At 48.0% G+C, this 14,866-nt stretch carries 10 protein-coding genes; 5 read left to right on the top strand and 5 right to left on the bottom strand.

Annotation, left to right across the window (positions count from 1 at the left end; translation table 11 throughout):
* Positions 1–310 precede the first annotated feature (310 nt).
* From ACOMHB_RS10905 to ddpX, 4 genes are all read left to right on the top strand, one after another.
* A complete protein-coding gene (locus ACOMHB_RS10905; protein ID WP_422133297.1) occupies positions 311–1,033 on the top strand; it encodes a TerC family protein in 723 nt (240 codons plus the stop codon).
* A gap of 53 nt (positions 1,034–1,086) precedes the next feature.
* On the top strand, positions 1,087–1,710 hold the full coding sequence (locus ACOMHB_RS10900; protein WP_448216639.1) for an HAD family hydrolase: 624 nt from the start codon (positions 1,087–1,089) through the stop codon (positions 1,708–1,710).
* 183 nt (positions 1,711–1,893) lie between these two features.
* Complete coding sequence (locus ACOMHB_RS10895; RefSeq protein WP_448216638.1) at positions 1,894–2,907, top strand: PTS fructose transporter subunit EIIC; 1,014 nt, start codon at positions 1,894–1,896, stop codon at positions 2,905–2,907.
* A gap of 62 nt (positions 2,908–2,969) precedes the next feature.
* Positions 2,970–3,536, top strand: a complete 567-nt coding sequence (ddpX, locus tag ACOMHB_RS10890; RefSeq protein ID WP_422133294.1) for a D-alanyl-D-alanine dipeptidase — start codon at positions 2,970–2,972, stop codon at positions 3,534–3,536.
* Positions 3,537–3,630: 94 nt separating this feature from the next.
* Here the strand turns inward: ddpX and ACOMHB_RS10885 are convergent, their stop codons facing one another.
* From ACOMHB_RS10885 to nirB, 4 genes are read right to left on the bottom strand one after another with little or no spacing between them, the layout of a single operon-like run.
* Positions 3,631–6,318, bottom strand: a complete 2,688-nt coding sequence (locus tag ACOMHB_RS10885) for a molybdopterin-dependent oxidoreductase (RefSeq protein ID WP_448216637.1) — start codon at positions 6,316–6,318, stop codon at positions 3,631–3,633.
* Between the two features lie 27 nt (positions 6,319–6,345).
* Complete coding sequence (locus tag ACOMHB_RS10880) at positions 6,346–7,611, bottom strand: NAD(P)/FAD-dependent oxidoreductase (RefSeq protein ID WP_448216636.1); 1,266 nt, start codon at positions 7,609–7,611, stop codon at positions 6,346–6,348.
* A 1-nt stretch (position 7,612) separates the two neighbouring features.
* A complete protein-coding gene (gene nirD, locus ACOMHB_RS10875) occupies positions 7,613–7,987 on the bottom strand; it encodes a nitrite reductase small subunit NirD (protein ID WP_422133291.1) in 375 nt (124 codons plus the stop codon).
* A gap of 40 nt (positions 7,988–8,027) precedes the next feature.
* On the bottom strand, positions 8,028–10,562 hold the full coding sequence (nirB, locus tag ACOMHB_RS10870; protein ID WP_448216635.1) for a nitrite reductase large subunit NirB: 2,535 nt from the start codon (positions 10,560–10,562) through the stop codon (positions 8,028–8,030).
* A 376-nt stretch (positions 10,563–10,938) separates the two neighbouring features.
* On the opposite strand from nirB, the gene ACOMHB_RS10865 reads away from it, so the two are divergent.
* Complete coding sequence (locus ACOMHB_RS10865) at positions 10,939–12,408, top strand: NarK family nitrate/nitrite MFS transporter (RefSeq protein ID WP_422133289.1); 1,470 nt, start codon at positions 10,939–10,941, stop codon at positions 12,406–12,408.
* Between the two features lie 75 nt (positions 12,409–12,483).
* Here ACOMHB_RS10865 and ACOMHB_RS10860 read toward each other — a convergent pair whose 3' ends face one another.
* Positions 12,484–13,116 carry a LysE family translocator gene (locus ACOMHB_RS10860; RefSeq protein WP_448216634.1) on the bottom strand — a complete coding sequence of 211 codons (633 nt, stop codon included), beginning with the start codon at positions 13,114–13,116 and terminating at the stop codon, positions 12,484–12,486.
* Between the last annotated feature and the right edge of the window lie 1,750 nt (positions 13,117–14,866).

The raw sequence follows: 14,866 nt of genomic DNA, 5'->3' as shown, positions 1-14,866 counted from the left end.
CTGCTATACCCGTTACCTGCTGAAAGCCGAAGTCTTATTGGCTTTCAGCCCTCCCTTCTGCCTCAGACTTTTTTGCCCACTTTCATCATCTTCGCGACGTGACCAGCATTTTCTCGAAAGCGGCCAAAAACAACGCCTCGAGCTGATTGCTTACAACACCGACAGAACAACCTTTCAGACTTCCGGGGGTCAAAACATTCTTCACAGCTATCAGCCTCGTCTATTTTTAACCGATATTATTAACGAGTAGCTCAGGGAAGAGCATCCCGGCAAGAACGGCTAATACGATAGAGCGAATACGATAGAAACAATGACTGAACTTTTTCTGACCCCGGAGCCCTGGATAGCTCTGGCAACACTGACCCTTCTGGAGATTATTCTGGGCATCGACAACATCATTTTTATTACGATCGTTGTCGACAAAATGCCTGCACACCAACGCAACAGCGCCCGCAGACTCGGGCTGTTACTGGCCATGTTCACAAGGATCGCCCTGCTGCTCTCCATTACCTGGATCATGAGTCTCACTGCCCCTCTATTCCATCTGTTCAATCATGCCCTATCCGGCCGCGACCTGATTCTTCTCGGAGGCGGGCTCTTCCTGCTGATTAAAGCCACTCACGAGATTCACGATTCTATTGAGCCCGGCGAAGATGAAGGATCTCACCTTAAACCACGAGGGTATGTTATAACCCTGATCCAGATTGCTCTCATCGATATTGTTTTCTCCCTGGATTCAGTCATTACAGCAGTGGGACTGGCAGAACACCTCTGGGTCATGATCACCGCCATTGTTATTTCGGTAGGCATCATGATGTTTGCTGCAGCCCCTATCGGAGAGTTTGTCAGCAATCATCCTACCTTCAAAATGCTGGCGCTCTCCTTTTTGATTCTGGTGGGAGTCTCCCTTATGGGAGAAGGTCTCGACTTTCATATTCCAAAAGGCTACATCTACTTTGCCATGGCCTTTTCTATGGCCGTCGAGATGCTCAACACCCGTTTGCGATCGAGACAGTCTGCGACAAACAAGTAGCATTGGAGTATTCTCAAACAATTGAGCAACACCCTCTTATCACCGGAGCTGTTATGTCCTGTCCGATTCTGTTTGATATGGGTGGCGTGATTGCCGACTCCTGGCAACCCTTCTTCTCTTTCTGGTCAGAAGTTCTGATCAAACTGGACGCAGAAGACCTGGCCACAGAAGAGCAAGTTCTCGCCCTTTTTGAAGGCAATTTTTTTAAAAAGCTAAGCCAGCAAGTCGCCGGAGACAAAGTGCAACACGCTCTTATGAATCATGCACGACTTGCCCACCTGGAGTTCATGAAAAACTGCCGCTCTATTCCTGATGTCAATGAGAGCTTGCAGCACCTTGGCCAACACTTCCCTCTGTACCTGATCACCTCCAATTTTACCCAAGCTGCAGAGCATTTCCTGAATAATCAGAATATCCGGTGTTTCAGGGGAATAATGGGTATGGAACAGAGCTTTATCAAAACGGACAAAATCCGAACAGTGATGAAACAGCACCCGGATCAGCCCTGTTATTTCGTTAGCGACACCTCAGGAGACCTGCATGAAGCTCGAGAAGCTGGCGCTGTTCCCGTTGCAGTCAGCTGGGGGTGGCATAACCGTAAAACTCTTGAAGACGCGAAGCCCGCTTTCATACTTGACAATCCGTCTGAGCTGCTAGACTTCAGCTTTCACATTTAAAGCCCGGACAGACCCCTATGAGGCTCAACTGTTTCAGATATGGCTTCCCTGGCCACTTCTCACGGAATTTATTCGGGATTAAAAGCAGCCAGTCTCCGGGACCCTTGTGCCTGTTGGCCTGCCCCGGAGATTCTTCTACCCAGACACCTCAAAGGGCATCAATGACTAAAACGGGTGATATTAATGAATAGCGTGAAAGCAGAATTCATTAAGCTCAGATCCCATCTACTGACAGGCACCAGCCACATGATTCCCTTCGTGGTAGCTGGCGGAGTGCTCCTATCGGTGTCTGTTATGTTTCATGGCAAGGGAGCCCCGCCCGAATCCGGTTTTCTCAAAGATGTGTGGGAGATGGGAGTCGCTGGTTTTACCCTCTTCATCCCGGTTCTGGGAGGCTACATAGCCTGGTCTATTGCCAACCGCCCCGGCCTGGCACCTGGCATGATCGGAGCATGGCTGGCAGCTCAGTTTGGATGCGGTTTTCTGGGGGCTATGATTGTCGGGCTTATCGCGGGCTATATCGTCAATGCCCTCAAGAGAATCCCCTTCTCATCGAACATGCAACCTGTTGCTACCATCTTTGTCTACCCTCTGGCAGGTACTTTTCTGACCTCCGCTCTGGTGATTTGGGTGATTGGACAACCCATCGCCAATATGATGAGTCACCTTAACGATTGGTTGCATAGTCTTCAGGGATTATCGAAGGTTTCACTGGGGGTCATTCTTGGAGGAATGACCGCTTTTGACATGGGCGGCCCAATCAATAAAGTCGCTACCCTGTTTGCTCAGACTCAGGTAAAGAACCACCCCTACCTTATGGGCGGTGTCGGCGTCGCCATATGCACCCCGCCACTGGGTATGTGGCTGGCCACTCTGCTGTCACCCGGCAAATACACTGCTGAAGAGCGAGAGGCTGGCAAGGCCGCTCTGGCCATGGGTATGATAGGTATATCAGAAGGGGCAATCCCCTTCGCTGTTGCTGACCCGATACGGGTCATACCCGCCATTGTTCTGGGAGGTATTACAGGCAATGTTATAGGTTTCATGGCCGAAGTTATCAACTACGCTCCCTGGGGAGGCTGGATCGTTCTACCGGTTGTCGACGGTCGCTCCTGGTACATTCTGGCCACTATCGCAGGCGCACTGGTAACAGCTCTGGCTGTCAACCTGTTAAAACCTGTAAAACCAGAACTTTAAGAACCTGTCGACGATAATTACCTTTACCCTGAATTAAAAATGCCTGAAGGTTAGATCAACATATGAAGAACTCGCATCCATTGGTTGAAGTCACGCCGCAAAGTCACGACCTTGTTCTCGAGATAGTCTACGCCACCGAGAACAACTTCACCGGTAAGCAGGTTTATAAAAAACCTCTCTGCCTGATGCACGAAGAAGCCGCCAACAAATTGCAAAACGTCATTGAAGTTCTTCAACCCATGGGGCTCAAATTAAAAATATGGGATGCCTTTCGCCCCCTGGAAGCCCAGCAAGAACTCTTTAACTGTGTACCAGACCCTGAATATGTATCGCACCCGAAAACCGGTTTGCGAACCCACTGCAGAGGAATAGCTATCGATCTCACGCTGGTTGATCGGTTTGGGCGGACACTGGAAATGGGTACCGAGTTTGACGACTTTCGTCCTCTGGCTCACCATGGCAATGACCAGATTTCCGAGCTCGCACAGAAAAACCGGTTAATACTGGCAGGTGCCATGAATGTCGCTGGATTCGACTCTTTACAAAACGAATGGTGGCATTATCAATTGCCTGATGCCGACCTGTATCCGATATTAGAAGAAAGTGAAATCGGCTCAGGTATTATTTAGTTCAGCTAAGGGTTCTACTTCACACTGTTCACGCTGAGCTTGTCGAAGTGCGGGTCGCTCTTCGACGAAAACTCAGAATGAATGAAGTGTGTGTCTATGCCAGTGCTGCCGCACTGGTGATCAATTTGCGAATCTCAGGAATACAGGAGCCACAGTTTGTTCCGGCTTTCAGAGACAGGCCCACCTGAGCAGGATCACTGAAGCCTTCCTCTTCAATTGCACGACAAATGGTTTTCTCCCCCACACCAAAACAGGCACACACTACTTTGCCGGTATCTTCTCCCTGAGGTGGCATACCTGCCAGTAAACGCCAGCGCTCCGAAAAAGGAATATCCTCTTTTTCAAAGGCAGCCTGTAGCCATGCACGATCACAGTCTGACAATGACTCGCCGACAACAAGAAGAGCCTGTAGCTGGCCGAGAGCAAACCAGGCGCTACGGGCGCTGCCTGTCTTCGGATCGGTGTAATCAATTCTTTCCCTCTCAGGGCCGATAGATTCCAGCATGGAAGAATCAATGCCCTGACCTGCCAGCTCATATCGGAATCCCTGCTGGAATTTCACCTCTGTCGCATAATCAAATGGCTCAAAATCCTGTTTTTTGCGACTCAGTAACACAGCCTGTTGTTTCAGAGATACAGCCTCAATCCTTGCAGGGGTGTGTTTACAGCCCGGTTGTTTTGACCAGGGGTCTACCGCAGGCTTCACCAGCACACCACAATGCCCGGTCTTGCTGTTCTGACGTGTCCAGTGCATGGGCATAAAAACATTACCCTTACCTACTGTAGATGTCACAACCACTCTGATCAAAATGGAATCAAAGGCTGTGGACAATCGGCACAATGCCTGATCAACCAGCCCATATTTTTGAGCATCTGCAGGATGAACTTCCAGGAAAGGCTCATCAATATGCTGACTCAACCTGGGAGAGAGTGCGGTGCGTGTCATAGTGTGCCAATGATCACGAACCCTGCCGGTATTCAGCAACAGCGGGTAATCAGCATTGGGCTGATGGTAGGAGACCTCAAACTTCGTCGAAACAATAGTTGCACGACCTGTTTCAGTGAAGAAACCACCCTCAGCAAACAATCTTGTATGTGGATGAGACGTCTGCCCTGAAACCAGTGGCCACTGAAATGGCTCAAGCGCTTCGTATTCTGCATCTGAGATAGCTGCCAGAGCACCAATATTAAAATCTCTTCTACGACCCTCAGAATTATTTTCAAAAGCAGAAAGAGCCGCATGCTCGCGGAAAATATCAGCAGCCCTCTGATAATCAAAGGCGTCACCAAAACCCATTTTCTCTGCCACTTTTGAAATAATCCACCAGTCAGGTTTAGAGTCTCCGGAAAGATCAAAAAGGGCCCTTTGTCTGGAAATTCTTCGCTCCGAGTTTGTGACCGTACCATCCTTTTCACTCCAGCCGGCCGCTGGCAGACGAATATGGGCAAACTCAGAGGTGTCTGTTTTCCCAATACAATCAGACACGACAACCGTCGGACACTTTTTCAGCGCACTGATAACCTTATTGGCATCAGGCATACTGACTACAGGATTGGTGCCCATAATCCAGACAAACTTAATGTCGCCCTTATCCATGGCATTAAACAAATCGACAGCTGTTTTACCCGGCACAGTGGCAATATTCGGTGCCTTCCAAAACCGTCTGACCCGATCTACATCGTCTGTGTTTGAAAAATCCATGTGGGCAGCCAGCTGATTGGCCAGACCTCCAACCTCTCGCCCTCCCATTGCGTTAGGCTGACCTGTAAGCGACAAGGGTCCATATCCCGGCTTACCAATACGACCCGTAATCAGGTGACAGTTGATAATGGCATTGACTTTATCGGTGCCAGCAACCGACTGGTTCACACCCTGAGACCAGGCCGTGACGACTTTATCGGTCTCGGCAAACCACTCACAAAATTGCTTGAGCGCAGGTTTTTCAATCCCGCAAAGTTCAGCGACCTCTGAAAAGCTTCCTATTTTTCTGGCGGCTTTCAGAGCCTCATTAAAACCTTGGGTGTGCTGATCAATGTACGACTGATCCAGCTTATTGTGCTTATCGAGATAACTGAATAACTTATTAAAGAGAGCGGTGTCCGTGCCTGATTTCAGCGGAAGATGCAGGTCTGCAATATCACAGGTGTCAGTGGCACGGGGGTCAATAACAACCACCTTCATGTCCGGACGCTGCTCTTTTGCAGCTCTTATTCTCTGGAATAATACCGGGTGACACCAGGCCGTATTGGCTCCGACCAGAACAATCATATCGGCCAATTCAAGATCTTCGTAGCTGCCGGGAACCGTATCGGAACCCAGTGATCTCTTCTGACCTGCTACCGTAGAAGCCATGCAGAGGCGTGAGTTGGTGTCCATATTGCTGGAACCAATAAAACCCTTCATTAGTTTGTTGGCCACATAGTAATCTTCTGTCAGTAATTGACCAGAGCCGTATAAAGCCACCGCTTCAGGGCCGTACTCTTCTATTGTGGCTTTCAGTCGCTCAGCGACTTCATCCAGAGCAGAATCCCAGCTGACTCTCTGTTCACCTATAAAAGGCGTTAGCAGTCTATTTTCCAGAGAAACCGTTTCCCCAAGAGCGCTGCCTTTTGAACAAAGGCGCCCGAAATTAGCGGGGTGATCTTTGCGGCCTTCTATATCTACAAGATGCAAATCTTTATTGGTGACCGTCGCCTTGATACCACAGCCAACACCGCAATAGGCACACGTCGTATGGATGACTTGTTGCTGGTTATTGCAGATATCGATGCTGCCAGACATAGACATACTTCCTTTATTAATAGTTTCCTAGGAATTCAGATAACGTTTGCCGAAAACAAGTCGGTCGCGAATATCTGAAATATCCTGCCCTGTTTCCATCAATTCCTGATACCAGAGACCATCGGAAGCATCTCCAAAGAGCAAAGCCCCCATCAACTTGTTATCACGGATCACCAGTTTTCGGTAGATGCCAACCCCTGCAGCATCAATGATGATCTCTTCATCACTCTCTTGCGCAACAAACTGTCCACTGGAAAACAGATCAATACCGTCAACTTTCAGGCTGGTAGGAATCGGAACCGGCTCAAACCGCTCTCCCGAGGTACCCAACAGGCGATGCACGGCCACTTGAGCGTGCCCATAAACCGGCGCCACAAGACCAAACAGGTCACTATTCAACTGAACACACTCACCAATTGCCGTTACTGAAGGGTCAGAAGTTTGCATTCTGTCATTCACCAGAATACCTCTGTCACACGCCAGCCCGGTTTCCCTGATCAGTTCTATATTGGGCCGAACCCCTGCTGTGACGACCACCAGTGAAGCCTGCAAGCACTCGCCATCTTTCAGCTGCACGCCAGTCACTTTGCCATTTTCGCCCGTGTAGGAATCGAGCATGGCACTGCAACGAAACTCAATGCCCTTTTCTTCCAGTGCTCCTTGCAAAAGCTTACCGGCCTTTTCATCCAGTTGTCGGGCCATGGGAATGGACATGGTATCCACCACGGTGACTTTCATGCCCCGTCTGGCAAGACCACTGGCACATTCAAGCCCCAGAAGTCCGCCACCAATCACCACAGCCTTTGCCTCAGGACCGGATGAAGCGGTCAGCATCTGCTCAACATCATCGAGATTCCTGAAAGCCATAACGCCTTCCAGATCGGCCCCGGGTACGGGAATACGATTGGGTAGAGATCCCGTCGCCAGGACCAGATGATCGTAATCAAAACATTGACCACCCTCTGTCTCGACTCGCTTCAACTCAAGATTGAGATCACTGACCCGATAGTCACAGCCCGATAACAGATTGATATCCTGATCCTGATACCAGGACTCAGGCTGCAGCTGAATCCCCTGGAGATCGACGCTGCCTGCCAACAGCTTGGATAACTGGATTCGGTTGTAGCCCGGACAGGGTTCTTCAGATAGGACGGTGACCTGATATTGATGACCGCTCTGCTCAACCAGCTTTTCCAGAAAACGGACTGAGCCCATGCCATTTCCCACCACCAGCAGCTTCCGCTGCAATGGCGGTTGACGACTAACGTCAGCCGCCTTGAATACCGCTGTCATATCAGGCTGCCTCAATGGAAACCGATACCAGTGAGACCTGAACCCTCTGGTCCACCACTTCTACGGGATAAGCATTCAGCGCCACGCTCTCATCTTCCAGACACTGACCCGTAGTCAAATCAAAGTGCTGCTTGTAAATGGGCGATGCCACTACCAGACGCCCTTCCAGATCACCTACCAGACCACGAGAGATAACATTGGCCTGACTGAATGGATCATAGTTATCCAATGCATAGACTTGGTCGTCTACTTTAAACAACGCAACCTGCACACCATCCACCAGAGCACAGACACCCAGGTTAGGAATAAGATCACTTTCACTGCAAACGGTTGTCCAACCTTTATTGGCTGTACTGGCTGTGAGCACTTGAGTCATGATTAAAGTCTCCTGTTTTTCAGCGCTATAGGCACTTCGTTTACAGCTGTTTAAGGGCAATTTTTTCGTCACGGGTAGCCGGACGAATCTGATCTCGCTCGTTCACAAACACCACATTAGTGTCGCTTTCATCACTGTTAATAAAGTGATTGAAACGTTTGAGTTTCTCAGGATCTGAGAGGGTGGTTTTCCATTCACATTGATAGGTACCCACCAGGTAGGTCATCTCATCTTCAAGCTCCTGACAGATACCCAGGCTGTCCTCAATAATCACTTCGCGCAGGTAATCGAGACCACCCTCCAGATTTTCCATCCAGACAGAAGTACGCTGCAGACGATCTGCAGTGCGAATGTAGAACATCAGGAAACGATCGATGTATTTGACCAGCGTTTCATCATCCAGCTCGGTGGCAAACAGGTCGGCATGACGAGGCTTCATGCCACCATTACCGCAGAGGTAGAGGTTCCAGCCTTTTTCCGTGGCAATAACACCCACATCTTTACTCTGGGCTTCAGCACATTCACGGGTACATCCGGACACAGCCATTTTGATTTTGTGAGGAGAACGTACGCCCCTGTAACGATTTTCAACTGCAATCGCCATACTGACACTGTCCAGCACCCCATAACGACACCAGGTACTGCCGACGCAGGATTTCACGGTACGCAGTGATTTACCGTAGGCATGACCGGTTTCAAAACCGGCATCGACAAGACGTTTCCAGATCTCTGGCAACTGTTCCACACGGGCACCAAAAAGATCGATACGCTGGCCACCGGTGATTTTTGTGTAGAGGTTAAAGTCCCGTCCTACTTCACCAATGGTGATCAGTTTATCGGGCGTAATTTCACCGCCCGGAACCCTTGGCACAATGGAATAAGTGCCGTCTTTCTGCATGTTTCCAAGAAAATAATCGTTGGTATCCTGCAGTTGAGCATGCTGATCTTTCAACACATATTCGTTCCAGCAGGAAGCCAGAACAGAGCCAATGGTAGGCTTACAGATATCGCAGCCACGCCCCTTGCCATGCTTTGCCAGAACTTCGTCGAAAGACTTTAATTCACCGACACGAACCAGGTGATAGAGTTCCTGCCTGGAGTGTGGAAAGTGCTCACAGATATCTTTTTTGACCTCAACACCCAACTCCGTCAGCTCATGATCCAGAACCTGTTTGACCAGAGCCGTACAGCCACCACAGCCGGTTCCGGCACTGGTTTCGGCTTTCAGTGACCCCATATCCATGCAGCCACCGGCTACCGCGTTGACCAGATCACCTTTACTGACGTCATAGCAGGAACAGATTTGAGCCGTTTCTGGCAGAGCAGCCACGCCCAAACCTGTCGCTGCAGAACCATCGGTCTGAGGCAGAATGAGTTCAGCAGGATTTTCCGGGGGACGCATGTCATTCAGCATCATCTGCAACAGGCTGCCGTACTCTTCAGCATCGCCTATCAATACAGCTCCCAGAACCTTTTTCTTATTTCTGGAAACCACCAGTTTTTTATAAACTTCTTTCTCTTCATCAATCAGCTGGTAGCTCAGGGAACCTTCGGTATTGCCATGGGCATCACCAATACTGGCAACATCAACACCCATCAGTTTCAGCTTGGTGCTCATATCGGCACCAGTAAACTGATTACCGTCCTTACCCGTCAACTGATCTACAACCACCTGCCCCATCTGGTAGCCCGGTGCCACCAGACCAAAGATACGGCCACTCCAGAGTGCACACTCACCAATGGCAAATATACGTTCATCAGATGTACGGCAGTCGTTATCTATAACGATACCGCCTCGCTCACCCAACTCCAGTCCGGAAGCTTTCGCCAGCTCATCTCTTGGGCGAATACCGGCTGAAAACAGTACGATATCGGTATTCAGTTGTTCGCCGTCAGCGAACTGCATCTGGTGAACAGCGCCTTCACCATCAACAATCTGTCGGGTATTTTTGGAGGTATGAATCGTGACCCCCAGACCCTCGATCTTGCGTCTGAGCATGGCACCACCGCTATCATCCACCTGAACAGCCATCAGACGGGGAGCAAATTCGACCACGTGGGTTTCAAGCCCAAGATCTTTCAGAGCTTTTGCTGCTTCAAGCCCCAACAGACCGCCACCCACAACGGCACCGATCTTACTGTTACGGGCAGCTTCTTTAATCGCTTCCAGATCTTCGATGGTACGATAGACAAAACAGTTTTTACGGTCATGCCCGGGTACGGGAGGAACAAATGGATAGGAACCTGTCGCCAGTACCAGCTGATCGTACTTTTGAGTCATGCCACTGGCTGTCACTACTTCACAGGACTCACGATTTATTGATGTGATAGCTTCATTTAGAACAAGATTAATGCCTTCCTGCTCATAAAAGCCTTCAGAAACCATAGACAGGTCATCCGCTGAGCGGCCTGTGAAAAATTCACTGAGATGAACCCGGTCATAGGCAGGACGGATCTCTTCTCCAAATACCACCACATCGAAGCGTTTCAGACCGCCAGCATCTACCAGTTTCTCCAGAAAGCGGTGACCTACCATGCCGTTACCGACAACCACCAGGGTTTCTTTTCCGATCATCCCAGACATCCTCTTTAGTATCTAGCATTGGGCCGGTGCAACTGCATCCTTTAGAGCCAGCCTCTTTTCTAATTCTTCTGCCTATGCAACTGCCGTGCCCACTTTCAAAACACGATAAAAACAGGAAATTCTTTCCTGAAACTTTAGCTGCTCGCACAAAAATAATGCACGCAAAAATAATCAAACAGCTGAAGAGCACCATTTTGGTGAGAAGAATAAAAATTCTCAGAAACTTCCCGCACTCAAATAAAGAACTTTCTTGCATAGAAGAGAAAATTCATTAAATACGCATAAAAATGCAAGTCAAATCGGTGCATTTATCATATTGGCCTGATGTTTGCTTTTGCTTGGGGAATTTCTTAAACAAGGAGGATGTATGAGCAACCCCGATTCATTTAACCTGTTTTCTTTTAGCGGGAAGACCAAGATTCTGCACCTTAGCTGGATTGCTTTCTTTATTAGCTTTGTGGTCTGGTTTAACCATGCGCCTCTGGCCCTGGCTATTTCCGAGTCTCTGGGCCTGACTCGTGAAGAACTGAAAACCCTGCTGATTCTGAACGTAGCCCTCACTATTCCGGCTCGAGTCATCATCGGTATGCTCACTGATGTTTACGGTCCCAGAAAAGTCTATTCCGGACTCCTGGCCATCTGCAGTATTCCTTGTTTTATGTATGCCATGGCAGATGACTTTACCCAGGCCGCCATAGCCCGCTTTATGCTGGGTACTATTGGTGCAGGCTTTGTGGTCGGCATTCGTCTGGTATCTGAGTGGTTCCCCGCTCGCCAATTGGGTACCGCAGAAGGTATTTACGGTGGCTGGGGCAACTTTGGCTCTGCTGCTGCTGCCATGTCTCTGCCCACCATTGCACTGCTCTTTGGTGGAGAAGATGGCTGGCGTTACGCCATTGGCCTGACCGGATTAATCTCCTTGCTGTTCAGTGTCGTCTTCTACATAAACGTCACAGATACCCCTAAAGGTGCTACCTACTTCCGCCCCAAGAACATTGGCGCCATGGAAGTCACCAGCAAAGGCGACTTTGCCTTGCTGCTGATCATGAAGATTCCCATGTATGCGGCATTAGCTCTGCTGACCTGGAAGCTTTCACCTAAGGGTGTTGCCATGCTGAGTGCCGGGATTTCAACGGCTATTTATGTCGGTCTGACTGCTATCTACCTGTTTGATGTCTGGAAAGTCTGGCAGGTCAACAAGCACATTTTCTCCGAGCCTGTGCCAGCTATTCACCAGTATCAGTTCAAGCAGGTGGCCGTTCTGAACGTTCTTTACTTCGCTACCTTCGGTTCTGAACTGGCCGTGGTGTCCATGCTACCTCTGTTTTTTGCAGATACCTTTGAACTGGATCCGGTCATGGCGGGTCTGGTCGCTTCCGCTTATGCCTTCATGAACCTGATGTCCCGTCCGGGCGGAGGATTACTCAGTGACAAGTTTGGCCGCAAGATCACTCTGCTGGTTCTCACTGCAGGCCTGGCCGGTGGTTACTACATGATGAGTATCATTGATTCCAGCTGGCCACTGGTTCTTGCTGTTGTTGCTGCCATGGCCTGCTCCTTCTTTGTGCAGGCCGGTGAAGGTGCGGTATTTGCGGCTGTACCCCTGATCAAGCGTCGACTCACAGGTCAAATTGCCGGTATGACAGGAGCCTATGGTAACGTGGGCGCTGTCTTCTACCTGACAGTATTGTCTCTGGTGGACTACTCCACCTTCTTCATGGTTATCGCAGGCACTGCAGTGTTGGGTTTCTTTACCCTCTTCCTGATGGAAGAACCCAAGGGTCAGATGGCCGAAGTGATGCCTGACGGCAGTGTCACCATGATTGATGTGACCTGATCATTCTGTTTCAGTGGTCCACAATGGGCCACTGAAAACAAAACACAGCCACCGGATACTCTTCAGCCTGATCCTCTATTTCACAACCAACACGGCAGCGATACCTGCCAGCACATAGAGCCCCCCTGTAGAACGCTCAAATAACGACATACTTTTTTTTGTACTCAGCATAGGTTTCACAGATTTCGACATTAGCCCATAGAGAAGCTTGCAAACCAAATCCACTACAACCCAAGTCATTACAATGATCAATATTTGTTGCACAAGATCCTGATCTCTATTAATAAACTGAGGCAAGAAAGCCATAAAGAAAATAATATCTTTTGGATTACTGGCTCCCAATAGAAAAGCTTTTTTAAACAGATTACTGAAGCCGGGAAACTGCAAAGAACAATCATTGAGACGTTTACTGGTAGTGTCAGCCATCGACTTCCTGATAGTATCAACCCCCAGATAAACCAGATAAAGAGCTCCCATCAGTTTCAGTATCAGAAACATGTTTTCCGAAGCCGTAAGAATGGCCCCAAGACCAGTGGCCGAAATAATCAGGTAAAGTGATGAAGCCAGCGTACCACCCAAAAATGCCGGATAGGACCTGATAACCCCATAGTTAATAGAATTGGACACCATGTACAGAGATAGAGGACCAGGAATGAGTATGACTACAAAGATTGAAACAACATACAGAAACCAAACTTCAATACTCATTATTCACTCCAAAAGCAGCGACTGTACCCTATAGCACTCCCTATAGCACTACCAGTTGCTATTTTTACCTCTCCTATAAAACACTTCCTTAAGATACATGGCCCACACACATGCCTGCAAAAAACCGCTTTGATTCCGAATCCTCCTGACAGAGCAGGAGGCCATAGCGTCGATCCCTGGACGCCCCCGCCGCTTTGGTTTGAGTAGTTGCGCAATAAACGACATTGTTCGCAAATAAAAAATCAGAAAATTCAATCACTGTCCCTCCTCCCCCCTACCTCTTTCATCAGTTCTTGATAGATCGAATCATTGAACAGAGGATATGAATCAAGCTATTGAGCTATACCGGAGAATTGTTTGCAAATTTCATGAGGAACTTGACGGAGTTCCGTACTAAACTGCATGTTGCGCTTTTTTCCCATTCTGAGCCTTTTGATCACGTCAGTGAAAGGGCAAGTATCGCCCCCCCTCTGGAGACCGTGTGGGTCAATCCTTCAGGTGTTATCATGCCAAATCACGAAGTACCCAAATTAATTCATGTTAGTATTGTCAGCCCTATTGAAGGTTTGGAGCTTGCTTTTCTAAAAATATGGGCCGAGGTTAACCCGGATTATAAAATCAATGTCTGGGCCCCCGAACGTTTGATATACCAAAAAATTCTATATCCGCTGCTGTTTTCCGAGATAAGCAATAACGCTATCGAAAAAGATGACCCCGGTGATATTGCTCGGCTGAAAGACAGCATCTGGCGAAAAATTGATAGCTTTATGGGAGAAAGCAGTGAAATAGAAGAATTAAATATAATGGAATCTGATCTTCCAGACAGTGTAAAGAAGGAATTTGTCATCCAATGGAATAAAATCAACAATTCTTTAGATAAAATTAAAAATTCAATCAGCAACGCTATTGTTCATAAAAAACTGGAAAACCTAAATCAAGGATATAAAAATTTTATCAGATACAGTTTAGGCCTTACTAACAGTTTAATAATCGAAAGATTTATCGGGCTAAGTCAAAAATTCGTACTAGGAGGGGTATATATTGATAAAGGACTACTTCCGGAAATGGACAGTCACCCCTTTCTAAAAAGAAGCAGTTCCCTTGATCCTATATCGGGGACGGCAGTGACTTCTGAGAAGGAAAAGCAGCTCGAAAGTGCCAAGCTACATGCTGTTTTTAAAAAAATGTTTTCAGATGGAACTATTTCAGATCCCAGCCCTTATTTTGAGAGATACGGTACAACCCTGTCGAAAGAAGAAATCACTCGAATCCAAGGTATCGTAGCAGAAAGCAGTATTAGTGATTTATTCCATAGTCTGCCGAAATATGACTTAAAGGAGTATAGCCATAATAAATTATTCTTCAGTAAGGAAGTAAATTTTGAATATGATACTCCCACTATAGCTCTTGATGATTCAATCCAGCCGTTGATGGTGGCCTCTCGCCAAGGACACCCAACAATCAAACTACTACTTGATGAAATCTGCTTACTTCATGAGACTGTAGAAAATTTAAAAAAATCACCACTAAGAAAAAAAGAAATCACATTAAAGATAAGGGAGGCTATCCATAAATTCTATATGGAAAGAAAAGTTATCATCTCTGATAATGACATCGATAAAATTGCAACCATATCAACTGATCTTCGGCATGATATCGACAAGTTTAACTGCATCATTACTGCAAAATTAGGTTATGATGCTTTTGAAAGATTAATAAATCTTGAAAAGCCAAAAGATATCAAAATCAT

Source organism: Endozoicomonas sp. 2B-B (assembly GCF_053470045.1).
Note: the sequence above shows the minus strand (reverse complement) of the source record. Positions and strands in the feature narration are given on the sequence as shown.